Annotated in this window: 21 protein-coding genes; 9 read left to right on the forward strand and 12 right to left on the reverse strand. The window is 60.7% G+C overall.

The window, feature by feature from the left end:
• Nucleotides 1-8: 8 nt before the first annotated feature.
• Nucleotides 9-3,041 carry a bifunctional [glutamine synthetase] adenylyltransferase/[glutamine synthetase]-adenylyl-L-tyrosine phosphorylase gene (locus H578_RS0104295; protein ID WP_022872469.1) on the forward strand — a complete coding sequence of 1,011 codons (3,033 nt, stop codon included), beginning with the start codon at nt 9-11 and terminating at the stop codon, nt 3,039-3,041.
• Here the strand turns inward: H578_RS0104295 and H578_RS0104300 are convergent.
• The 3 genes from H578_RS0104300 to H578_RS0104310 form a co-directional block, all read right to left on the reverse strand.
• A complete protein-coding gene (locus H578_RS0104300; RefSeq protein ID WP_033420268.1) occupies nt 3,029-4,060 on the reverse strand; it encodes an LLM class flavin-dependent oxidoreductase in 1,032 nt (343 codons plus the stop codon). The genes H578_RS0104295 and H578_RS0104300 overlap by 13 nt on opposite strands.
• 110 nt (nt 4,061-4,170) lie before the next feature.
• On the reverse strand, nt 4,171-5,430 hold the full coding sequence (locus tag H578_RS13235; protein ID WP_022872471.1) for a YncE family protein: 1,260 nt from the start codon (nt 5,428-5,430) through the stop codon (nt 4,171-4,173).
• A 17-nt stretch (nt 5,431-5,447) separates the two neighbouring features.
• On the reverse strand, nt 5,448-5,861 hold the full coding sequence (locus H578_RS0104310; RefSeq protein WP_022872472.1) for an RDD family protein: 414 nt from the start codon (nt 5,859-5,861) through the stop codon (nt 5,448-5,450).
• 171 nt (nt 5,862-6,032) lie between these two features.
• Between H578_RS0104310 and glnA the strand changes: the two genes are divergently transcribed.
• A complete protein-coding gene (gene glnA / locus H578_RS0104315; RefSeq protein WP_022872473.1) occupies nt 6,033-7,457 on the forward strand; it encodes a type I glutamate--ammonia ligase in 1,425 nt (474 codons plus the stop codon).
• A gap of 51 nt (nt 7,458-7,508) precedes the next feature.
• On the opposite strand, the gene H578_RS13240 is transcribed toward glnA, so the two are convergent.
• Together H578_RS13240 and H578_RS13245 are read right to left on the reverse strand one after the other, a co-directional pair.
• Nucleotides 7,509-8,567 (reverse strand): tyrosine-type recombinase/integrase, encoded by a 1,059-nt coding sequence (locus H578_RS13240; RefSeq protein ID WP_169558498.1) that lies wholly within the window; start codon nt 8,565-8,567, stop codon nt 7,509-7,511.
• Nucleotides 8,568-8,608: 41 nt separating this feature from the next.
• On the reverse strand, nt 8,609-9,151 hold the full coding sequence (locus H578_RS13245; RefSeq protein ID WP_022872475.1) for a helix-turn-helix domain-containing protein: 543 nt from the start codon (nt 9,149-9,151) through the stop codon (nt 8,609-8,611).
• 112 nt (nt 9,152-9,263) lie between these two features.
• On the opposite strand from H578_RS13245, the gene H578_RS15450 reads away from it, so the two are divergent.
• The 6 genes from H578_RS15450 (at nt 9,264) to H578_RS0104355 (ending at nt 13,778) form a co-directional block, all read left to right on the forward strand.
• Nucleotides 9,264-9,485 carry a helix-turn-helix domain-containing protein gene (locus H578_RS15450; RefSeq protein ID WP_022872476.1) on the forward strand — a complete coding sequence of 74 codons (222 nt, stop codon included), beginning with the start codon at nt 9,264-9,266 and terminating at the stop codon, nt 9,483-9,485.
• Between the two features lie 2 nt (nt 9,486-9,487).
• Entirely contained in the window at nt 9,488-11,071 is a 1,584-nt protein-coding gene (locus tag H578_RS13250; RefSeq protein WP_022872477.1) for a DNA primase family protein, read from the forward strand.
• Nucleotides 11,072-11,151: 80 nt separating this feature from the next.
• Nucleotides 11,152-11,466 (forward strand): hypothetical protein, encoded by a 315-nt coding sequence (locus H578_RS0104340; RefSeq protein WP_022872478.1) that lies wholly within the window; start codon nt 11,152-11,154, stop codon nt 11,464-11,466.
• A 217-nt stretch (nt 11,467-11,683) separates the two neighbouring features.
• Nucleotides 11,684-12,088 (forward strand): plasmid mobilization protein, encoded by a 405-nt coding sequence (locus tag H578_RS0104345; protein WP_169558499.1) that lies wholly within the window; start codon nt 11,684-11,686, stop codon nt 12,086-12,088.
• On the forward strand, nt 12,085-13,143 hold the full coding sequence (locus H578_RS15455) for a relaxase/mobilization nuclease domain-containing protein (protein WP_022872480.1): 1,059 nt from the start codon (nt 12,085-12,087) through the stop codon (nt 13,141-13,143). The genes H578_RS0104345 and H578_RS15455 overlap by 4 nt, the downstream gene beginning before the upstream one ends.
• Before the next feature lie 26 nt (nt 13,144-13,169).
• Complete coding sequence (locus H578_RS0104355; protein WP_022872481.1) at nt 13,170-13,778, forward strand: hypothetical protein; 609 nt, start codon at nt 13,170-13,172, stop codon at nt 13,776-13,778.
• Nucleotides 13,779-14,466: 688 nt separating this feature from the next.
• Here H578_RS0104355 and H578_RS0104360 read toward each other — a convergent pair.
• On the reverse strand, nt 14,467-15,390 hold the full coding sequence (locus tag H578_RS0104360) for a hypothetical protein (RefSeq protein ID WP_022872482.1): 924 nt from the start codon (nt 15,388-15,390) through the stop codon (nt 14,467-14,469).
• Between the two features lie 112 nt (nt 15,391-15,502).
• On the opposite strand from H578_RS0104360, the gene H578_RS0104365 reads away from it, so the two are divergent.
• The gene (locus tag H578_RS0104365; RefSeq protein WP_033420286.1) at nt 15,503-15,754 is read left to right on the forward strand and encodes a helix-turn-helix transcriptional regulator; all 252 of its coding nucleotides are present in this window, start codon (nt 15,503-15,505) and stop codon (nt 15,752-15,754) included.
• Here the strand turns inward: H578_RS0104365 and H578_RS0104370 are convergent.
• The 6 genes from H578_RS0104370 to H578_RS0104395 form a co-directional block, all read right to left on the reverse strand.
• Nucleotides 15,736-15,987: a hypothetical protein gene (locus tag H578_RS0104370; RefSeq protein WP_156837209.1), complete on the reverse strand. Its 252-nt coding sequence runs from the start codon at nt 15,985-15,987 to the stop codon at nt 15,736-15,738. The genes H578_RS0104365 and H578_RS0104370 overlap by 19 nt on opposite strands.
• A complete protein-coding gene (locus H578_RS0104375; protein ID WP_022872485.1) occupies nt 15,984-16,328 on the reverse strand; it encodes a hypothetical protein in 345 nt (114 codons plus the stop codon). Before H578_RS0104375 ends, H578_RS0104370 begins: the two co-directional genes overlap by 4 nt.
• Nucleotides 16,329-16,528: 200 nt before the next feature.
• A complete protein-coding gene (locus tag H578_RS13260) occupies nt 16,529-17,563 on the reverse strand; it encodes a tyrosine-type recombinase/integrase (RefSeq protein WP_022872486.1) in 1,035 nt (344 codons plus the stop codon).
• A 132-nt stretch (nt 17,564-17,695) separates the two neighbouring features.
• A complete protein-coding gene (locus tag H578_RS0104385) occupies nt 17,696-18,499 on the reverse strand; it encodes a hypothetical protein (RefSeq protein ID WP_022872487.1) in 804 nt (267 codons plus the stop codon).
• A gap of 70 nt (nt 18,500-18,569) precedes the next feature.
• A complete protein-coding gene (locus H578_RS0104390; RefSeq protein ID WP_022872488.1) occupies nt 18,570-19,805 on the reverse strand; it encodes an AlbA family DNA-binding domain-containing protein in 1,236 nt (411 codons plus the stop codon).
• A 17-nt stretch (nt 19,806-19,822) separates the two neighbouring features.
• Entirely contained in the window at nt 19,823-22,675 is a 2,853-nt protein-coding gene (locus H578_RS0104395) for a DNA methyltransferase (protein WP_022872489.1), read from the reverse strand.
• Nucleotides 22,676-22,772 lie beyond the last annotated feature (97 nt).

Consider the following 22,772-nt stretch of genomic DNA (forward strand, 5'->3'; position numbering starts at 1 on the left):
AGGGTGTTATGGCAGAACCTGCGGCACGTGAGCTGATCGCCTCCGGGTTCCAGGAGATCGAACGCGCCCAGGCGTTCTTCCAGGACCCGCAGCTTGCCGGACTCGATGCTGGAGAGCTGGCTGGTCTGCTGAAGCATTCCCCGGATCCGGATCAGGCTCTGCTGTTGCTGATCCGGTTGTGCGAACGGGCCCCCTCAGCGCGGGAGATTGTCGCCCACGGTGGTGAATGCGCCGTCGGGTTACTCCGTCTGCTGGGAGCATCTCAGGCCCTGGGCGAGTTCCTCATCCGGCACCCCGAATGTATTGAGGTGGTCACCGAGGCCCGGAGGGAGGACGCCTCAGCCCAGGATCTACGTGAGGTGTTCTTTGCCGCGGTCGACGCCGATGCCGAGGCTGAGCGCCCCACCGCCGCTTTGAGTGAGGATTTCACCGCAGAAGATGCCGGTCTGCGTCTGCGGGTGGCCTACCGTCGGGAGATTCTCGCTCTGGCTTTGCGAGACCTCACCGCGGAGGATCCGTTGGCTTACCAACCGCTGGCCTCCCGTCAGCTGGCTGACGCTGCAGCTGGGGTCATCGATGCAGCTCTGGCGGTGGCCCGTGCCGAGGTCCAAGCCCGCCGCCAGGAAGCCGAGCAGGTCGATCTTGCGGTGATCGGTATGGGCAAATGCGGGGCGCGGGAGTTGAATTACGTCTCCGACGTCGATGTCATCTTCGTCCACGCCGCCCCCGATGGCCTCGACGCCGACGCAGCCCAGACCGCGGCGGTGGACTTAGCGGCCGGGATTTCCAAAGTGCTCGGCTCAGCACGGGGTGAACCCGGGCTCTGGGAGGTGGATGCGAACCTACGTCCTGAAGGTCGAGATGGGCCGTTGAGCCGCACCCTGGATTCACACCGTGAGTACTACGCCCGCTGGGCCCACGGATGGGAATACCAGGCGCTGCTGAAGGCCCGCCCCATCGCCGGGCACGCTCAGCTCGGGGCGGACTACATGGCCGCAGTGGAGCCCCTGGTGTGGCAGTCCTCCACCCGGGAAGGGTTCGTGGCGGATGTGCAGGCCATGCGTCGCCGCGTCTATGACAACATCCCCGCCTCCCACGCTGACCGAGAGATCAAACTGGGCCGCGGTGGACTGCGGGACATCGAGTTCACCGTCCAACTGCTGCAGCTGGTGCACGGCCGGGTCGATGAATCCATCCGTGCCAAGGACACGCTCACCGCGATTGAGGCTCTGCAGGTCGGGGAGTACGTCTCCAGTGCCGATGCTGAGCAGATGTCCCGGGCCTACCGACAGCTCCGGCTCATCGAACACCGCATCCAGATGACCAATATGCGGCGCACCCACCTGATGCCGGAGAAGGAAGAGACGTTGCGTAGCTTGGCCAACGCAGTGCGTCCGCCCGGGGAGAGCCGCCGGGCCACCGGTGAGGAACTGGTCAGCCTGTGGCGCAGCACGGCCCGGGATGTCGCCGGATTCCACGAGCGGATCTTCTACCGGCCTTTGTTGTCCACGACGGCGGTGCTCAGCGACGACGAAGTCAGGCTCTCGGCGGAAGCGGCCCAGGCCCGGCTCTCCGCTCTTGGCTACAGCGATGCGGCCGGAGCGGTCCGGCACATCGAAGCACTGACTTCTGGGGTCAGCCGTCGGGCCACCTTGCAGCGCCGGGTCCTGCCGGCGATGCTGGGGTGGTTGGCAGATGGGGTCGATCCCGATGGCGGTCTTGTCGCCTTCCGACGACTCTCCGATTCACTGGGCAAGAGCCCTTGGTACATGACGATGCTGCGGGACTCCTCGGTGGCGGCCGAGCGGCTGGCTACCATCCTCTCCGGGTCCCGGTTCATCGCCGATATGCTCGAGCACTCCCCGGAGGCTGCCAAATGGCTGGGTGACGACGCCGAACTCAAGCCCCGCAGTTTTGAGGCCCTGTGGACCGAAGTGCAAAACTCGCTAGCCCGGCATGAGGGTGAAGCCGAGACCGCAGTGCGGCTGGTCCGACTCATCCGCCTGCGGGAAGTGCTCCGCACCGCTGTGGCGGAGGCGGTGGGTGTCATCGAGGTCGACGCTGCCGGTCGGGCTCTCGCCGAGGCAGACCGAGTAGCGACCCTGGGGGCTTTGCGGGTCGCCGAGGAGGAGATCTTCGCCGGTGAGGGGCAGAAGACGAGGTTCCTCGTGGTGGCCATGGGACGGCAGGGTGGCCGGGAAATCGGCTACGGCTCGGACATGGATGCCATGTTCGTTCACCGTCCTGTGGCGGAGGACCCTTCGGGTCAGCAGCAAGCCGAGGCGGCCCAGCAGGCACAGAAGTTGGCGCAACGGCTGCGGCAGTTGCTGTCCGCCCCGGTGAAACCCGCTGTGCGAGGGGAGTACCCGCTACAGCTTGACGTCGATCTACGTCCCGAGGGGAAATCCGGACCCCTTTCCCGCTCTTTGGAATCTTACGAGGAGTACTACCACCGGTGGATGGAAGTCTGGGAACGCCAGGCCCTGCTGCGCGCCCGGCCGGTGGCCGGCTGCCCCCAGTTAGCTGAGGATTTCCAGGCGCTGATCGACCCCATCCGTTATGGCCCAGCGCCTACGGCCTCCCAGGTGCGGGAGATCCGCCGCATCAAAGCCAGGGTGGAGTCCGAACGACTCCCGCGGGGAGCTGACCCCACCCGGCACGTCAAACTGGGCCGTGGGGGCCTAAGCGACGTCGAGTGGATGGTGCAGCTGCTGCAATTGCAGCACGCCCACGAAGTCCCCAAACTGCGGACCACTTCGACACTGGGGGCACTCAACGCTTTGATTGATGAACAGATTCTGGGTCCGTACGACGCCGGCGTGCTCGCCGAAGCGTGGACCCTGTGTACTCGAGTGCGTTCGGGGAACAAGATCTGGTCCGGGCGGCTCTCCGATGTGCTACCGACTGCACGGCGGGACTTGGAAGCGGTCTCCCGGTGGTGCGGTTTCGGCCCGGGACAGGCCAGTGAGTTCGAAGAACACTACCTGCGCACCACCCGCCGGGCCCGGCAGGTCTACGAGCGGCTCTTCTACGAGGACTGAGGCGCCAGCAGCTGCAGAGTGCGGTGCTGGACGGCTTCCTCCGGGGCCATATTGACCAGAATCAGCTCATCGGCCGAGACACTGTTGGCGAAGTCCTCCAACCAGGTGGTCACCTCATCGGGTGAACCGGCGGTGGTCTTCGCCAGCATGGCAAGCACCTGCTGACCGGCTGGATGATCCCGGAGCTGTTCGACGTCGTCGTCGGTGAGTTCCCGGTTCCGGCCCAGCATCCGTTTAATCCAGGTGTTCTCCGCCTGGCGCAACTGTTCCCGGGCGAACTCGGCGTCGTCGTGAACAATGACATTGGCCGCGGCGATGAAGTGCGGCTTGGCCTCCGGTCCGTTGAGGGAACCGGCGGCGTTGAAATTCTCCCGGTAGACCCGCGAAGCCTCGTGGAGCATCTGCGGGGCGAAGTGCGAGGCGAAGGAGTAGGGCAGCCCCAGTTCGGCAGCTAGCTGGGCGCCGAAGAGGGAGGAACCCAGAATGAACAGCGGAACCTCGGTTCGCCAACCGGGGTAGGCGTTGACACCGGGGACCCGGCTGCGACCGGTGAGATATCCGTGCAGTTCCATCACATCTGAGGAGAACCGGTCGGCTTCGGTGCCATCGCGGCGCAGCGCGCGCATCGTCACCGCGTCGGTTCCCGGGGCGCGGCCGAGACCTAAGTCGATGCGATCGGGGTAGAGGGTCTCCAAGGTGCCGAACTGTTCGGCGATCACCAGAGGGGAGTGGTTGGGCAACATGATCCCGCCGGCCCCCACCCGCAGGTTCTGCGTCTGGGAGGCGATGTGCTGGATGAGCAGGGAGGTCGCTGAACTGGCCACATGCGGCATGTTGTGATGCTCGGCGAACCACAGGCGCCGGTAACCCAGGGTGTCAGCGGTCTGGGCCAGCCGCACGGAGCGAGCGATACCTTCGGCGATGCTTTCGCCATCACGGACGGTGGCGAGATCCAGCAGGGACAACGGGCGGGTCAATGAGGTCATACTTGAGCCAACGCCGGTCAGGTGCTGTGTCATCCCGTCAGGAGTCTGAATCTCCACAGGCCTGGTCTCTGGGTTGTTTCAGGCTGGTGAGTCAGCAGGGTCGAGGATGCCTGACGGCGCCCACGGGCACTGCCTGTGGTGGGTCAGCGCTCGGTGGAGTGGTCGTCGTAGACGGCGATGCTGCCGTCGTAGTTGGCCACCCACACGGTGCCTGTGTGGGCGTCGTAGCTCACCCCGATGGGGTGACCGCCCTGACTGGGGAGCCGCTCGATCTCCTCGAGGGTCTCGGCGTCGAACTTAGAGACGGTGTTCTCGTTGTAGTTGACCACGTAGAGCGCGGTGCCGTCGGCTGAGATGTCCATGGTGCGGGGTTCAGCGCCGGTGGCCACCCGGTCGACGACCTCGTCGGTACTGGGGTCGAAGCGGATGAGCTCATTGGCACCAGCCACCGTGATGTAGAGGTTTTCCCCGGTCTCATCGAGCACCAGGTGGCGGGGACGCTCCCCGGTGGTGAGGATGACTTCGGAATCTCCGCTGTCCAGGTCGACTTTGTACACCTCGTTGGCGTACATGGCGGTGACATACGCGGTGGTGTTATCCGGCATGACGGCGATACCGCGGGGTTGGGAATTCAGGGGGATGCGCATCTGCTCTTCTCCGGAGGCGACATCGACCACGGACATATCGTGGTCGCACCAGTTGGACACCAGCAGTGTGTTCCCATCCGGGGTGAGTTCGACATACTTGGGCACTCGGCCGACTTCAATGAACTGGTCCCAGTCGCCCTCGGCCGTGCTGTAGCGGTAGACCGCAGACGGTTCGATCGCCTCACCGTTGGAGCAGTCGTCATCGGCGAACGCGCCGTCGAGTCCGGTCAGTACATAGTTGGTGACGTAGGCGTACTCACCATCTTCGGTCCACACCACCTCCACCGGAGCCCCGGTGACCGCTTCCGGGTAGCCCTCCACGCCGTAGTCGGCCGGGTTGACGGTGTCGTCGAGTTCGTGGAGGAGTTCGCGCTCCTCAGTGTCGTAGACGGTGATGGTGTGCTGGTACATCATGTTGTTGGCGATGGCCAGGCCCCGGTCATTGGACACCACGGACTTCGGTGAGATCACCGGATCGGTGATGGTGGTCTCGTGGACCATCGTGGTGGTGTTCGACGCCGGCCATTCGGGCAGCTCTGCCTCCTCGGACTCGGTGTCCTCGCCCTCGTCTGAGTCGCCGGCTGCTGAGGTGTCAGAATCCTGCTCATCGGCGCTGCCGACGTCGTCGTTCTCCCCTTCCAATGTGGGACCGGGGATACTGCCTTCGTCCTGAGGATCATTGCCGCCACAGGCGGCGAGCCCCAACAGCAGTGCCAGTGCTGCGGCGGTCGAGGAAGCCAGTCGGGTGGTCGTCATTGTGTCCTCACCGGGTCTCACATTCGCACTTGGACGGTTCCAGCAATTCTGTCATGGGCACCGCGGCCATCCGGGGAAATCACCACAACCGGCAGGATCGCAGTCAGCAGCAGGGTGCGCAGGCCCGCCCAGTGCACACCGGGGATGGTGGCGGGTCCGTCGGTCCGCAGGCGGACCACCTGGATGCGGACCAGACGCTTACCGATGGTCACTCCGAGCAGTCCCACTAACAGGATGTGCATCGCCACGAAGATGCCCCAGGTGACCCAGACGTTGTAATCGAACCATGTGACAGAGATCAGCGAGGCGATGCCCCAGTCGATGAACAGGGCCAACAGGCGGCGCCCCCAGGGAGCCAGGGAGCCGGGGCCGTCTGCGGGAAGCCCCAGCTCATCGCCGGGATAGGGTCCGGTGCGGTCATCAGGTGTCACAGCCAGCCAGTCTATTGAATCCGCCCTGCGGAGCGTCTGTAACGTGCCCGAAACATTTGTGTGACCCCGCAGAAACCTCGATCTCTGTAGGGTTGAGCTGAGAACCCCGGACGGTCATGAGGCCGCTGCGGGGTGTCCGTATCACTCATGTCCGAAGGAGCTAAGGCCCCCATGTTTTCAAGCCCCGAAGAAGTCCTGAAGTACATCGAGGAAGAGGATGTGAAGTTCGTCGACATCCGCTTCACCGACCTTCCCGGTCTGCAGCACCACTTCAACGTTCCCGCCCACACGGTCGACCTCGACTTCTTTGAGAACGGTCAGCTCTTCGATGGTTCCTCCATCCGCGGGTTCCAGGGAATCCAGGAATCGGACATGCAGCTGATTCCCGACGTGGCCACCGCGTTCGTCGACGAGTACCGTGTGGAGAAGACCCTGGCGATGAACTTCAGCATCGTCAACCCCCGCACCGGTGAGCCCTATGGGCGTGACCCCCGTGGCGTGGCCAAGAAGGCCGAGGAATACCTGGCCTCCTCCGGTATTGCCGACACTGCATTCTTTGGTCCCGAGGCGGAGTTCTTCCTCTTTGACAGCGTGACCTGGAAATCCTCCCCGGAGGAGTCCTTCTACTCGCTGGACGCCCGGGAGGCGACCTGGACATCCTCCGAGGAGAGCCTGGACGGGCCCGGTGGTCACAAGCTGGCGACCAAAGGCGGCTACTACCCGGTCTCCCCGCAGGACAAGACCGCTGAGGTTCGCGACGCGATCGTTATGGCGTTGGAGCGTTCCGGTATTTCTGTGGAGCGGTCCCACCACGAGGTGGCGGGCCCCGGTCAGCAGGAGATCAACTACAAGTTCAACACCCTGGTCCACGCTGCCGATGACGTGCAGAAGTTCAAGTACGTGGTGAAGAACACTGCCGACCAGTACGGCAAGGCTGCCACTTTCATGCCCAAACCGATCTTCGAAGAGAATGGCTCCGGTATGCACTGCCACCAGTCGCTGTGGAACGGTGGGGAGCCACTGTTCTACGACGAGAAGGGCTACGGCAACCTCTCCGACACCGCTCGCTGGTACATCGGTGGTCTGCTCAAGCACGCCCACGCGGTGCTGGCCTTCACCAACCCCACCGTGAACTCCTACAAGCGCCTGGTCAAGGGCTACGAGGCCCCGGTCTCCCTGGTCTACTCGCAGGGCAACCGGTCGGCCGCGATCCGTATCCCGATCACCGGTTCCAACCCCAAGGCCAAGCGCATCGAGTTCCGCGCGCCGGACTCCTCCGGTAACCCGTACCTGGCGTTTGCCGCCATGCTGATGGCTGGTCTGGACGGGATCCGCAACCGGATTGAGCCCCACGAGCCGGTGGACAAGGACCTCTACGAGCTGCCCGCCGAGGAGCTCAAGGACATCCCCCAGGCCCCTGGTTCCCTGGAGGAAGCACTGGATGCCCTGGAGGCCGATCACGAGTTCCTGCTCGAAGGTGGCGTGTTCACCGAGGAGCTCATCGAGGCCTGGATCGAGTACAAGCGGGAAGAGGAGATCCTCCCGCTGCACCTGCGCCCGAATCCCTATGAGTTCGAGCTGTACTTCTCCGTGTGACCCCTGTGGCCTGATTCAGGCCCGGAATAACGCGGGAATAGACTCAGTGAGCTAGGAAGCTCCCAACAGATTCCCAACATTTGAATCCTCTTTGGATGAGGCCTCGCGAGCGGCGAACAGTTTCTGGACTGCTGCTCTCGGGGCCTCATCCGCGTCTGGCCACAGGTGGGAATAGGTTCGCAGCGTGGTGTTGGGAGTCGAATGCCGCATGCAGTGCTGAACAGTTACAACGTCGAGGCCTTCTGAGATCAGCATGCTGGCGTAGAAGTGTCTGAGGTCATGGAAGCGGAACTTCTCATAGAAGCCGAGTGCATCTGCGGACTTCTTGACCACGACTTGCATCCGGTTCGGCGTGATCGACTGACCGTAGGCTGAGCGCACCAGCGTGTTGGAGTGACCCTGGTCGACGTAGAGAGAAAGCTCCAGGGCCATTTCCTCAGCGATGGGCACCTGCCACTCTGAGGAGTCTGTTTTCAGCAGGACACCCCCATGCTGGAGTTTGGGCTTCACTAGCCCGCGAGCGTAATCAATGTCTCGCCTTTCATCGATGGCAACTACTTCGCTGGCACGCAGGCCCGAAAATGCGCCGAGCAGAACAGCAGGTTTCAGGCCGTCGGGCACATGGTTATAGAGATCCCACACCTGCTTCACAGTGGGAATCTGCTGCTCACGCTTGCCCATACCGGGAGTGGTGCTCTTGGTACAGGGAGACCGGACCAGGATGCCTTCCTCGACTGCAGCGTCCATGATCTGCTTGAAGCGGCGGTACTTCGCGTAGATGGTTGTCTGCTCCAACCCCTCTGCCTTCATGGAGGCTACCCAGGTCTTGACCTCCGAGACGGTGATGGAGCGCAAGCGCCTCTCACCGAAAACGTCGTTGAGACGTTTCAGGTCGGTCTCCACCTGGCGGTAGGTCGATTCCCGGTTGACCCGCTGCCCTTGCTTCCACTCCTCACTCCAATCCTGGAACGTCTTACGGAGCAACTTGAGGTCGACTTCGTATCCTTCGTTCAGCTCCGCTTCAACTTTGGCTTTGAACTCCTTGGCCTTGCGCTTCTCGTTCTTATTAAAGGTCTTGGAACGCTGCTTCTTATTCAGCGTGCGCCACATGACCTCGTGCTTACCGTTGGGAAGGGTTCTGATCGATGCCATTAGTGAACCTCCACATTCATTCCATCTTCAGCGAATCCTTGTTCTGCCCGCTCCCGTGCTCGCTCTGCGAGTTGCCTGACGGACAAGGCCAGATGTTCGCTGAGCCATTTGTCGAGCGCGCTAATCTCATCGGCCTCTGACTGCGTGAGGCCTCCCTCGCGCTCGCCAAGGTAATCCTGGACGTACGAGCGCACGGCCAGATAGTCCTGCTGTGCTGTGACCCTTTCGCGAAGTAGATCAGCGAGGCGCCCCTCGATACCTTCCAGCACCTGCTTCTGTTGGCGCAGGTTGATGAGCACCTGGTTCGCCTCTTCCGAGGCCCACAGTGATGCTGGGGCGATGCCGAAGTAGTCAGCGAGTGCTTTCAGCTCTGCGGCGCGAAGGGGTCGTTCGCCCTTCTCCACGTTCCACACAGTGCTCTGGACCCATTTGAAGCCGCAGCTGCGCATGTGGTCTGCGATCTCATCCTGTGAACGCCCTGCACGAAGCTGGCGGATGTTCTTACCAATGAGCCTGTCTGTATCTGCTGGATTCTCAGTCATAGTGACACCATACCGCACATTATCGGTTTACACAGTATTGCGTGACCGCGTAATGAGGTCTACAGTGGGACTGCAAGATCGAATACGAAAAACATGTGAAAGGAGATAGAGGGTGTTTACCGAACCTATCGAGAAAGCCCGGGGCAACGTCCCCAAGAGTGAGCTGCTGTACGTGCGTGACATCGCCGAACGACTTGGCCGCTCGGTCGCGCAGATCAACTACATGATCTCGACTGGCCAGCTCCCCGGGACGGCCCTTGTGGCCGGACGCCGCTGCATCAAAGAGTCAACCTTGGAAGCGTGGATCGACGCGCACTTCGAGGAGGCGGCCTGACGATGCGGCAGAAGATCACTAATGAAGAGAAGCAGCCCGGCCCCACGTCGCCAAACATGAGCCGGACCGCTTCCTATGAGACGCCCAAGGAGGGTATCGATATGTCTGATTCTAGCGAACTTGCGCAAGCTTCGACGAAACCTGCGCCGAGGGTGTACTCGGCGTCAGTTGATGTCGATTGGCTTCGCGAAAAGGCGACCTCCTATAAGGGGCAAGTTCGTCTGGGGTTCGAGGTCGCGGCAGAGTTCCAGCTCCGCGTCATGCACATTTCAGGCCTCGGGTGGTTCCACTGGACGGGAAAGCACTGGGAGGAGGACCTCGGAAACAAGTGGGCAACTAACGCTGCCCTTGCCACCATGCACAAACTTCAGGAAAGGCATCCTGGGGATAAAGACCTCTCGAATGCGATTCAGAGCTGTCAGAGCTCCTCAGGAATTAAGGGGATTCTGGACGTTCTCTCTTCTCTGCCTGGAATCGCCGTGAAAGCTAAACAGGTTGACGCCGACCCATATCTCCTGAACTGCGCGAATGGGACGCTAGACCTCCACACACTGGAGCTCCGTCCGCACAACCCGGCTGACCGATTGACGAAGATCACTAGAGCTGCCTATATGCCCGGTCTCCGTTCCGCGCTCTGGTTGGACTTTTTGGACCAAGTGTTGCCGGATAAACCGGTGCGAGATTTTCTGCAGCGCGTTGTGGGTCTCGCGCTGATCGGTAAGGTGCTGGAGCACATTTTCCCCATACTGACCGGTACAGGGGCCAACGGGAAAGGAGTCTGGTACGGAGGCATCAATTTCGCACTCGGTGACTATGCGCATATTGCTGAGCCAAGCCTGTTTGATGCGGTTAGGAAAAATCCGAACTCTCCGAGCCCCGCTTTTGCGGACTTAAAAGCAATAAGAGTCTCGTTTTTATCGGAGACAGAGGAGGGTGCTGAACTGGCGCCGGCGGTGTTGAAGCGTCTCACTGGTGGGGACACCCTGAAAGCTCGGAAGTTGTACCAGAACCTCATTGAGTTCGAGCCCTCCCATACACCCCTGATGATTACGAATCATTTGCCGAAGCTTCCGGCAGACGATCCTGCCGTCTGGCGGCGTGTACGGGTCGTCCCGTTTGATGTGGTGGTTCCCGAGGACGCCCGCGACCCTCATCTGCCGGAGAAGCTGGAATTGGAAGCTGACGGCATTCTGACATGGGCAATAGAAGGGCTAGCAATGTATCTCGCTCATGGACTAGGTGAGCCCACCGCGGTCCATCAGGCGACCTCCACGTATGCACAGTCCCAAGACGATGTGCAGCGGTTCGTTGAGGATTCCTGCACCACCAGCCCTTCCCATGATGGTGACACCACGAAGGTGCTCCACACCGCCTACCTGGAATGGGCAGAAAGTGAAGGCATGCACAAAGCTCACCAGCTTGGTCAGAGGAAGTTTGGGGAGGCGTTAGACCGCCTCGGATTCGTTGCGAAGAGGACGAATCGCGGAGCCGTCCGAACCGGCCTGGCTGTGGCTCAGGACCCAGTGGTGATTCCGCCTCCGGTCCTCGGGCCTCAGCCAGCTTCGGAGGAAGATCAGCCGTTCTGATGCTTACACCGGTGGTCCTGCCATCGCTCAGGGTCACCGGTGAAACCTCCCCGTATTTCGAGAACCATTAGGAGGATTTGATGAGCAGCATAGAAGCCGAGATCGCGGCGGTGAAGGCTAAGGCGGAGGCGCGAGTGCGTCGGCTGCGTGAGCGCGAGCGAAAGCGGCAGCGAGATCTAGACCTGCGGGTCGCTTCCCTGCTGCGTGAACACGATGCAGACACCTATGTGGCGCTGAGCCAGCGGGCTCGGGCTCAGCAGGAGGATGAGCAGGCCAAGCGATCAGCGAAGGCGCGTGATGCTGCCCGGGCTCGGGCAGGTTCACGATCAACCGGCGGCACCGGTGACAGCCATGTCGCTACCCCCAGCGAGCACGGTGGGGGTGAGTCGCGGTGATGGGCGCGGGGCGCATCACCGCCGGGTACGGTCCCGGGCGCGGAAGCAGCCGGGCCGTGGCCGCCCCTGGGTTTGGGGGTCGAGGGGGAAGGGCGCAGCCCAGCCCCCTCGCAAGCGGCCCTTGGCAGACTGAGCGCAGCGAGCGTCTGACAGGGTGCCTGCTTGCGGGAGCTGTCGCCTGGGTCATGCCGTGCTCACCTTCGCAGGAGGTGTGCTGATGGGCAGGATGAATCAGGAGTCAGCTCCGGCGGCGAGGGACGCGCGACTCACTGTTCGGTTCAGCTCGGAAGAGATGAACCGGGTGAGGCGTGCGGCGCGAGCCCGTGGACTCCCGGTATCGGGATATGTGCGTGGTGCCGCCTGCGAAGTAGCCGACACCACGACCTCCCGGGAGTCCACCACGGGGACGGGGCTGGTCAAACCGGCCCTGTCCCCGGAGCAGGTCGCTGTGATCGATGCCGCCCGCGTCGATCACAAGCGACTGAGTGTGAACCTGAATCAGTTCATGCGCCTGGCGCACCGAGGGCAGGTGGACCTGGGGAAGCTGGCTCCGGTGGTGGTTGAGCTGAATCTGCGTACCGAGTGGCTGGTGGATGTGCTCTCGGGGCGGCGATCGTTATGACGGCGATTACGAACGTGAAGCCGGTCTACGAGCTGGGTGAGCGCAGCGATTACCTCACAGTCGGGGTCGGTGAGAAGAAGCACCAACACCGGGCAGCGGGAACAGACAGGGTGGCGTACTTCTATTGTGATGAGCCTGACGTGGAAGCATTCATTGCCCGGGGCAATAAGCTGGCGGCCCAGCACGGTCGTAGGGTAAAGGCGCATTCTTACGTAGTCTCGTTCTCTCCTGATGTGCTGGATGTGAACCGCCCGGAGGACGTGCAACGCGGCGGTGACCTCGCCTTCCTACTGGCCAAGAAGATGCGCCCTCGATCCTCGGCGCTGGTGATCGGGCATGTGGACGGGTCCTGCGTCCACGCCCATGTTGTGACGCTGAACCACGACGAGCAGACCGGCGCAGCACCTAAGGACTACCGGATGCACTGGCAAGTTCGGCAGGCCAATGATGAGTTGCTGCGGGAACAGGGCATGGAGGCCCTGCAACCTCAGCACACCAGTTCTCAGGCCGGATACTGGGCTCAACGACGCGGGGAGCTGGACGGGTTCGACCAGATGCTCGGTGATGCCGTGGCCGGTGCTCTTGCTGACCCTGATGCAGTGGACATGGTCTCCTTTCGTGCCGCTTGCGCTGACCGTGGCGTGCAAGTTGAGGAGAAGCGCCACCCGGTGAAGAAGGACGGCTACCGGGGGCTCAGAGCAGGCGATCAGGCTGTCGGCCTGGTGTACAAGATGCGCGACACCACTGGTTCCGGTGACGGACGAAAGCCTCGACTGCGGCGTCGTGCTGCCGGGAAACTCTCCCCGGAGTTCACCACTGATGGTCTGACCGAGGCGTTCACCGCAAAGACGAAATCCACGCAGAATTCGCAGCCAACGACCAAGCCCGACGCCGCCGAGCCTGACGTGCAGGTCGAGGAGGACTTCGACCTCATAGCTGCACGATTCCGTCGGTCGCTGGCCGCCCGGCAGCCGAAGTCTCCGGCTCGGCAACGACACCTGGACGCCAAGCTGGGACAGCCCACCCAGCAGCGTGATCGAACTTATGGCGATTGATATTTCCCAACAATGAAGGAGCCGTGATGGACACCAACGAAGCAGCGCGTGAACTGGTCTATGAGTATGTACAGGCGGTACTAGATGAGGCTCGCCTGGTACATGACCCGGTGAGCATTGCCCGTACTTTGGCCAGGCTCAAAGTGCAAGCGATGGAGCCCACGAGTACTCAGGGTGCCGGGTACGTGGTGCTGGATAACTCGGGGGCTCCGCTGGATATTTTTATCCATGAGGGTGACCTTGATGAGCAATACACCATGAAGGCGATTCGGCAGTGCGTGAAAGACAACAACAGCCCGTTCTTCAGTGCACACACTGATCTGCTGGACCTAGTAGAGGTGCCCGACGGCGGAGCCGACGTGGAGTTCACTCGGGCTTCGGCGGAACCAGCCTCGGCCCGCTACCAGGGAGGAGGCGAACCTGAACCAGAGATGAGCTACCGCGAAAAGATGAAACAGCTGCCTTCCCACGAGGAGATTAAGGCTGATACGGACAGACTCGTGGAGACATTATTCGGACCAGAGCGGGGAAACGACGCGCCTTCCCGCACCAAGCGCATGCCGGAGTCAGTTCGCCGCAAGTTCATCGAAGAGGAAGAGGACCAGCAGCGAGCCGATGAGCCTGAGCTGGATTAAGAGGTAATCATCCGGCGGAAGCCCCAAATGACGGACACAGACCATCCTCCCAGACTTTCCCTCGGCAGGGCCGAGCATCGCATTCACAGGTGAGCTCGTGCGCAAGGGTGGCGGGCCGATTGCGGTTTAACAGCTTCGCCTTGCAGTGACGTGAGTGACGCTTTGACCCCAAAGTCTCAGACTGGGTGCCCGGGCGACCTGGCTAGCAGATTGTCACAGACTTTCCCGTCAGGGCTGCACTCCACTCGTAGTCGGGCTCAGGGGAAAGACACCTAAGTGCGCAGCCGTGCCGCTGTGACGGTAGTGACGAATCTGTCCCAACTTTTCACAAATCGAGCCACTGTGGTCACAGTGAGAAATTTGGGACCTAAGCGTCACATCTGTCACTACACCACCGACGCTCACTTCCCCCTGAGCCCAGCCCTGGTGAACAGGCAAAGTCCCGGCCCAGAACGTCACTGGCGTCACCAGGAATTAGGGCAGCAGGCCCTCACACTCTGCCCCGCCCCACCCTGAGCCCCGAAGAGAAGAGTCCTGACCCGAGGGACTGGCCTACCTGCTAAGAGACAGAGCAAAAAAGAAAACCCCGCAGGTAGCAGCAAAAAGCTGCACCCACGGGGTTTCTAGGTGTTGCGATCAGCCCAAGGGCTCGGAGCCGGTACTCAGCCCTCCACTCTCACCTCAGCGATCAGCAGTCGGCACCAGCGTCGCCGACATCGTCACCAGCGCCGTCCTGCTCGTCGGGGTCCTCGATCCAGTTGCCCTGGGCATCGACCTGGTAGCCGTGGATGTTGTAGTCCACGACCTCCAGCTCACCGGAGGCGTTGACGTTGAATTCTGCGTAGGCGAACTCGCCGATCTCGGCACCGTCGACGTCGTAGGTCTGGCACTGGGCTTCACCGCCTCCGTCGCCGGCGGGCAGGTCCCGGCCGGTGTTCTCGCCGGCTTCGAACCACTCGATGGTGTTGAAGTACACCGTGCGAGTGGAGCTGTCGTCCCCCGGGGCTGCGGCGCAGTCGATGTCGTGGGTGACGTTGGAGACATCGCCGCCGTCGAAGAGGTTGCCGCTGTCACCGTTGAATACGCCAACGTTGCCTTCACCATCGCGAACCATGTCGAAGTATTCAGGATTGTCGACGGCGATGCTGAACTTGGTCTCTTCGGAGAGCTCCTCGGCGGAGCCCGAGCTGGCGCTGCCGTCCTCCTGCATCTCGCCGGCGCCCTCGAGACGGTTCCAGCTGTTCAGCGACAGCTGCTCTTCGGCCCCCTGGTTGTACTCGTAGGCGACGTCGATGGTGCAGTTGTCGCCGGCGGTCACAGTGGCCGAGCGCAGGATCTCGTTGGTCTCGGGGTCGTAGTCCTCGTCCATCTCCATGACCTCGTCAGGGATCTCGATGGTGAGCTCCTCGACCGGGCCGGGGTCTTCATCGAAGGTGAAGGTCGGGGCACCGGCGGTCTCTTCGCCGCCCTCCTCTTCACCATTGACCTCGTCGTTGGTCTGGTCCTCGCCGTTGGAGGTGTCGGCGTCGTCGCCGTCACCGCAGGCGGTCAGCGCCAGCAGCAGAGCTGCGCTGAGTGCGGTGGTCTTGGTCAGTGCGCTTTTGTTGGTCATGTCCGTCTCCATTCCGTTACGTGTTTGCTGAGAGGCAGGGCACAGCTTCCTGTACTTTCTAGCACAGCATCCTGTGCTGTTTTACGAGCGTTTCTCGGCTGGTCTTATATGTGTGCAGAATCCGCCCGAACCCGACCTTGACCAGTTGCGCCTTGCCATAGGCCAGGCCCGGGTGAATGCAGAGCTCACTCTGGAGGAGCTCGCTGAGCGGTCTGGGGTCTCCCGCCAGACGATCCTCAACTTGGGATCGGGGAAGTATTACGGAGACATGCGCACCTGGCTGAAGTTGTCGCGCGCCCTCGGCATCAGCCTGGACGAGCTCACAGCCCCGGTGTGGCGCGACAGTCACCGCGACGACTCATAGGTCGCCAGCATCGCAAGCGCCTGCCGGCCATTGACCAGTGCAGACTTGGCGGCAACCTCTGCCTCGTACCAGCACCGCCTCGCCTCCCTGAGCTTGGTGGGCACAGGGCCGATCAGCGGGGCAGTGGCATGGAGCTGCTGCAGCTGAGCCTGCACCGTGGTGAGCTCGCTCTTCAGCCGGCACATCGTGGCCTCGGCATCCTGAACGGTCGGCCTGGTCAGCGTCTGCATCACAGCCCGAGCCCCTCGGTGAAGTAGGTCAGCGCCCGGTGAGCAGCCTCATCGGATGCGATGGGTCGCTCGACCTTCTCTCCGCCCCAGTAGGCCACCCAGCGGGGCTGGGTAATGTCGCCGTCCTCGTCGATGGTGGCCTCGATCTCCACATGCGGCCCGCCGGTGGTGAGCACCACGGAGACCTGCCGGCGCATCACGACCTCCAGCGGCTCCTCATGCAGGGAGTCGATGGGGTCGTAGTCGTTGTGGGAGACGCCGGCGTCGAGGGCTTCGAAGATCTCGGAGAAGGTCCTCTCGTTCGCGGTGATCTGGTCAGCCAGCTTGTCGTGCATTCCGGGCATAGGGCAGCTCCTTCATTGGAAACAACAGATTCACGTCATTCCCGGTGCGCCGCCCTCGGCGCTCATGCCCTGCGGCTAGAAGAAGGGTTCAAGTGGAGTTACGCATACCCAGCGGTTCATCCTTCAGACACTTATGGCCCTAGAAACTTAAGAGAGTTGAGACTTTGGATTATCGGCTTGAGAGGGCACTTCTCGCGTCCTCAGCTCTCCTCGTGAAAATCAGCGAAGGGGACGTCGAGCTTGTCGGCAGCTTTGCGGCGAGCAGCGCGACCTCGACGGTCGTACCCAGCAGTCGTGGCGGGATTCTGGTGTCCCAAGATCTTCGACACCACGGACAGGTCGGCACCGGAGTCCAGCAGGTCACCGGTGAAGGTGCGCCGCAGGTCATGCGGGGTGACGTCTTCGCCGTAGCGGCGGGCAACGACCTGGGCCACGGTGTTGGTAGACATACGATTGCCGGTCAGGGCATATCGAGGCTTCATCTTGGACATCGGATTGAACAGCGGGCCGGCGTCGTCACCGCGGGCCTTCAGCCATGTACGCACGGCGCGGCGAACACCGGGAGCCAGTGGCACATCGCGGACGACGCCACCCTTTCCCGTGACCACCATGGACTCCAAGTCAGTGTCGAGGTGGTCGAGATCCACATCCACAGCTTCCTCCCGCCTGAGCCCGGCGCCCCCGAGTACGGCGATCAGGGCGGCGTCTCTGCGTGCGGTGATCGTACCGTCGGCAGCGAGGTCCTGGAAGACCTGCTCTGTGCGGGTGGCAGAGATATGTCCGCGAGATTGCTTCTCCTCGTCGCGGGGCAGCTTCTCGGGACGCACTGCGTTGAGCATCGGGGTGGCCTCATTGTAGGTGAGCACCCCCGCATTGAGTGACTCCCGAATCACAGCACGCACAGCATCACGCATGGCGTTGCGAGTGGATGCTGAGTTCCAGGTGGAGGTGATTCCGCGATCCAGAGCTTCAAGGGCCTCGGTTGGCAGCGCAGACCAATCTGCGCTCCAGACATCCTTGGGATTGGTGATCCGGGAATCGGTGGACATCACCACTCGGGCCAGACGTTCTAGACGGAGCTTAGCGGTGCTCGGGGTGCTATGAGCCACGGCCAGTGCCACAGTGCGGTGCACAGTGGCCGGCGTGAGCGCCCGGGCATCATCGAGAGCAGCTTCTACGGCATGTGCGGGCACACGCGGGGGTGTGGCCGGAGGGTCGTAGAGCTCGATGTCCATATTTATACTCTACGGCTAACGTATAGCGATAATCTATCTTATCGCTTATACATCAAGATGGGGAGAGTCGCTTGCCTTAGAAGTGAACCTCCTACTGAGACTGGAAGGTCTATCCGGCAGTTACATCTGACATCACCCGGATTCAGAGGTGGCTTTGGGGCTTATGTTTCCCTCTTCGGTGGGGATCAGGGGCGTGGCTTTATCCCATCTCTCCTTGATCCACAAGGACATATGCTCGGCAGCTAAGGCAGGCATCGGAGTGAGCACCGTGAGAGATTTCCGCCGACTCACGGAGTTTAGCGAGGTCCCCAGCGTCCATACGCGCCCGTCCTCGGCAAGGATCATACGATCGTGTATGCCTGGTGACATTCGAACTTGAACCCGAGGGGTATCGGCTTGCTCCAGGTATTTTGAGATCGAAGCACGCTTCTTAGGAGAAGAGCCGCGCTCACTATTGGTGACGAGCATGCGCCGCACGCTTGTGTGCTTTTCTAGATCCTTTAGCTCATTGACCTGAAGATGCGGGTCAACCAGTACCGCCTGCCCCATATCCGACAACTCGCCAAGAAGTGTGGGATATGCCACGGGGTCATCCGAATCCAGCACCACCACCTGCGATGAATCAGAATCGTCACTCTGGTCACCCCTAAGCAATGCTTTACCGAGTGGAGTCAGAGTAAGGCCGCCATCGCGGGTGCTTCTCAGCCATCGCATTCCCATCAACATGCGAGACATGGAATGTGCACTCCAATGAAACGCTTCGCTGTATGTCCAGGTGTCAGCGAACAGAGGGAAGTCTTCAAGTCTGACCAGGTGTGTCTGCCCTCCATGTTCTACCCAATCATCTAGCTCTGAGGGCTTGATTTGATAACCGCCTTGGGCTGCGGCGTTTACTAGTTCTAAGGATCCCCGCTGGAGATCCGTCAGGATTGCCATAGAAGAATCCTTCCACACAAGAAAGGTAGGTAAGCATCTTTTTCTTTTTCTAGCCAGCAGTTAGGGAAGATCACGAGTGCACCGGCCTCATGATCTTCAAGTGTGTTAACCCACCCTGATTGATGCAGTCTTCGGCTAGTTCGCGCACTCGGAGGTGAAACTCAGTGTCTGTCGACCTAGCGTCCACGCTGCTTTCCACGGGTGTGTACTGGTTCATCGGTGTCGAATTTCCCTCATAGGGCGTGTCCCCAAGATTCGAGGTCGTCACCATCACCATCGGCTCATTACCCTGCCACTCAACTCCAACTCGGAGTTCGTATTCACTAAGGTGGAGATGCTCTGCCGTAGCTCGCAGCAAAGCCATGAAGTCAGCGACAGCGGCTTCCATGGTGGTGCCCCAAAATTTATGGGGCGGAAAAATGTCTCGACTGGAGGACTCACCACCGAGCGCGGTGGCATATGCAACGCTACCGTCGTGCAAAATGCTGCCCCACGTCTCGTACGCATCCCCCCTGGCACGAGGATTAGCAGCGGCCACCCATCTTCTTAAACCTGGTCGAGGATGCAAGGCGTCGGCCTCATTGATTAGACGCAACACATGATAGGGAACGAACTTTTGGCCTATTGCAAATGCTCGCTGGGCAATGTCGTGGGCGTCCTGACGAGAGACTGAAGCCCCTAGGCGCGGGACTCTGGGGCGAGCGACTGCCACGAACCACGTTCGGTCTGAGGCGTTGCCATACGCTGACATTTCGCCGTAGAGGCGGTCCATGGCTTGAGATGCCTCCCGCCGCTGCTCAAATCGGCTTCGATACGCTGTTTCAATCTGGCGCTCACCCATCCACGCAGTGTCGGCGCCATTACGAAATGGGGCAGAAAACTGATGCTTCTGCATCACTAGATGGGGGTTATCCAAACTCTCTGGAACTTCAACGACCACCGCCTTTGGGTGATCGTCGATGTAATGGATCGTCGCTCCCATCACGGGCGGCTGGATAGCGGAGAGCATAAGTTGCATCATGGTGCGCTCGTAGTGTTCGTCGAAGTTGCGGATACTCACTCTCCCAGTGGCTTTCTTCTGTGTCTCATCGACCCCATAGATGATGACGCCACCTCCGCTGTTGGCCATCGCAGCAACATCTTTAGGAAAGTCACTATTCTTGAGTTCACGAGCTTCGGGAAGTTGCTTCTTCCAATCGAGATCAGAGGATTCCTCAACGCCTTCGGAAACAGCCTGGTCGATGAGCTCTGTCGTTAGAGGAGCAGGTGGTTCGCCCAAAGCACGGTGCAAGGCTGTAAATGTCATGATGGATCAAATCCTCCCTATTTGCCCACGGCGTTGGTCAGTGTTTGGTAGGCCGGGAAGAGAAGCTCAAGGCGCTGCTTGTCGCCAGCAAGACGGCGACTTGCTCCGAATAGCTTGTCCACCTCCGCGTCGAGCGCGTCGTGAGCCTTCTGCAGCGACTTATGCCCACCCATGAGGTAAGGGTCGTACAAGTCCGCCAGAGATTGGTCAGGGCGTTCAGCCCGGGCTTCCAAGATCTTCTTCCCCGCGGCGATGAGCCGGCTCCGCGTCTGCTCGTCGAGCTCGGGCACCGGGAAAGTGTTCCAGGTCAGCTTGTTGGAGAAGCGAACGTCAGATTTGATACGTCCACCGATAGCTCTTTGCCAGGTGATGAACATCGAAGAGGAAACGAGAGCAAAGAGTAGTCCCTCTTTATCCGGAGCTAGGAAATTTGCATTACCGCAGATTACCTCGGGTCCGTATCGAGCGGTGAGCCAATATCGGTATTTGACACTGACGTGACTAGGAATACAGAGGTAGGGGACATCGGGTTGCCGATTTTCGGTGAATAGATGTGGAGTATTTGCCGCTTCTTGGGTCGGAATTTTTGGGCTCTTCAGACGCTCAGTACGTACTGCTTCTAGGCGCTCTTTGATTTCGGGAGAAGCTCTGAGGTCAGCGGGTGTGAGATCTTCAAGCCAGAGACACCAGCGATCAATATTGTGAAGCATCTCTTGAGCTCCGACGAATCGTCGAAGATATTTCGAAGCAATCGGGTCCTGCTCAAGTCCGTTTGTTCCATTTTTCGACTTGAAGACGAGATTTCCATCATCCGTGGGTTGTGAACCTTTGGTGACACTTGGCACAACTGGCGAGAGCGGCTGATTAGCCTTTCGTACCAGGATCCGAGGTCCGTCGATCAAGTATGCGTTGATGCCTTGGGTAACTTTTTGCAACTCTGGCTCGGAGTTTGGTTTTACGTAATTCCACATGCGTGGTTGGAATTCACTTTCCCGCGTGAACCCAACAATGACGCAATGAACACCTGCAGGTTGTCCCGGGGCCTCCGAATCCCACGTGAAGGAACGGTGTGCAAACTTAATGTCCCACCCTGTGTTGTACAAGGGCTGGAAGAGTGAAGGAACCGGGACCCCCTGCGTGATCGAGTTAGTAGCGACGAACGCGAATTCCCCGGGCCTCTCCTGAAGGAGCTGTTTTGATTTGGCGAACCATCCGGTCACGTAGTCGAAATACCCGTCATAGTCTGTTCCCCAGACTCGGCGCAGGTCCTCAATCTGGCTTTCGCTTCTGTCGTTCTGTGGCACGAAGGGCGGATTCCCGAACACGTATGTGTTGCCCTCCGGTATCGGAAGCTCGGCTTTCCAGTTCAACTCTAGGGCGTTTCCGTGGATGATCTTAGCTGTGATGTTGATAGGAAGTCGGTCAGGAGCTTGCCCGGTTCTTTTGGCCAATAGTCGATTGGCCTGGTGGTCCACCAGGAACATCGCAGTCTCGGCGATCTTTGCCGGCCACCAGTTCAGCTCGAAGCCGTAGAACTTATCGATGGTCAGCATCTGGTCCAGCGTCGCATCCAGGGCCCCTGTGGTGGTGCCCTCACGCTTGCGGCGCTCATCGATCAGGTCCGTCTCGACAGCCCGGAGATGGGCGTAGGCGACGTTGAGGAAGTTGCCTGCACCGCAAGCAGGGTCAATGTAGATATTGGAGGCGATCTCCTGTTGGAGTCTGCGTAGATCTGCCACGGAGGTGGACTTGTTCCGGATCAGCCGTGCAGCCCTGTCACGATAGTCGTCCAGAAAGAGCGGGTTGAGCGTTTTAAGGATGTTCTTCTCGCTGGTGTAATGCTCTCCATCTCCCCGGCGAGCTTCTCTCGACTTCACGAGCTGGAACATCGCGCCGAAGATCGCTGGGCTAATGTTTGTCCACCTGAATCTGGCAGCATCCAGCAGCGCCTCTTTGAACTCAGGCGGGACGCTGTACCCAACCTTGAAGGTACCGTCGAACACTCCACCGTTGACGTAGCGGAATCGGGATTCTAGATCCGGGAGATTGCGCCAGAACTTGTGATTCTTCTCCGGATCGGTGTTGAGTAGGTCAAATAGCGCATCCAGGGAGGGGCCGAGATTCTTGGAGTTGATGGTCTCCAGCCACCGGTAGAACAGGTCCTGCTCCCACAGACCAGCGTCATCACCATAGAGCAGGAAGAGCAGCCGCGTCATCAGCACCGAAGCCAGCTCGGTATCATCGTCCTCATCCTCGGGAGTCGTAGGCGCGTCGTCGCCGACCTCCTCGTCGGCGTCCTCTCCGGCGAGGGTGTTGAAGAGGTTGGCCATGAGCTTGGCAGCCTCGATGGAGGCGTTCTCCTGCTCACGCTTGGTGAGGGTCTCGACCCCGGCGAAGAAGAGCAGCTGCTCCAGGTGATCGGGCACCTCATCGACGGTGAACCGCAGGGTCCAGGACTCATCACCGAGGCGGTCGAGACGGAAGTTTTCGAAGTCGGTGGCGATGATGAACCGGGGCCACTCATGGGTGCCGACACTGCCACCGTTGAGGTAGTCGATGGCCTGGTCGTAGGCCGCGTCGAGGTCTTTGCCGAGACTCTTGGCCTCTCCGATGACCACGCCGGACCAGAAGAAGTCGATGAACCCAGCACCGCCGGTGGAGGCACGGTCAGCGTTGCGCTCGAAGACGTCAATGCGTTCGGGGTTGATGTCGAAGCAGCGCATGAGGGCAGACCAGAACTGCTGAGCATGGCGTTTCTCCGTGCCGGACTCGCTGCCATCCTCACGCCATGTGGCAATGCGCTCCTGCCAGTGTGCGGAAAAGTCGATCAGCCGGCGATGAATAGCCTCGCGGTCTACTACCTCATTCATATGTGTCCCTCAGCAGTCAGTCAGAGTCTTAGATTCACCCTATGCGAGAGGAGGGACATACCGGCGGAACCGTTTCCCTCCGCTGTGCCCCTGGAAA

The organism is Nesterenkonia alba DSM 19423 (assembly GCF_000421745.1).
In the GTDB taxonomy this organism is placed as follows: Bacteria; Actinomycetota; Actinomycetes; order Actinomycetales; family Micrococcaceae; genus Nesterenkonia; species Nesterenkonia alba.